At 66.7% G+C, this 276-nt stretch carries 1 protein-coding gene; it reads right to left on the reverse strand.

Going from position 1 to position 276, the window contains the following annotated elements; all coding sequences use genetic code 11:
• Positions 1–276 (reverse strand): hypothetical protein (locus OH705_RS27230; RefSeq protein WP_267303439.1); only part of this gene is annotated, 276 nt, incomplete at both ends.

A 276-nucleotide genomic window follows, 5' to 3' on the forward strand; every position in this document is an offset into this window, starting at 1 on the left:
CTGTTCGACATGATGTCGCTGCCTAAGGCCATTTCGGTGTCCAGCATCCGCTGGTACAGGCGCATCAGCTGCACCGTGCGTGCCCGCAGTGCATCCAGCGCCGCGACATCGCGCTGCAGGGCGGCCAGATCGAAGGTCGGGGGCAGGATCTGCGGATTGCTGGTCAGCACGTCGACCGCCAGCCGGCAGAACGCCTCCGACCTGTCGCCCATCTTGTGCAGCCGGCGCCGCTTCACCGCGTCCAGGGCCACCAGCCCGCCCAACCGCATATGCAAT

Source organism: Pseudomonas sp. BJa3 (assembly GCF_026343815.1).
GTDB lineage: Bacteria > Pseudomonadota > Gammaproteobacteria > Pseudomonadales > Pseudomonadaceae > Aquipseudomonas > Aquipseudomonas soli.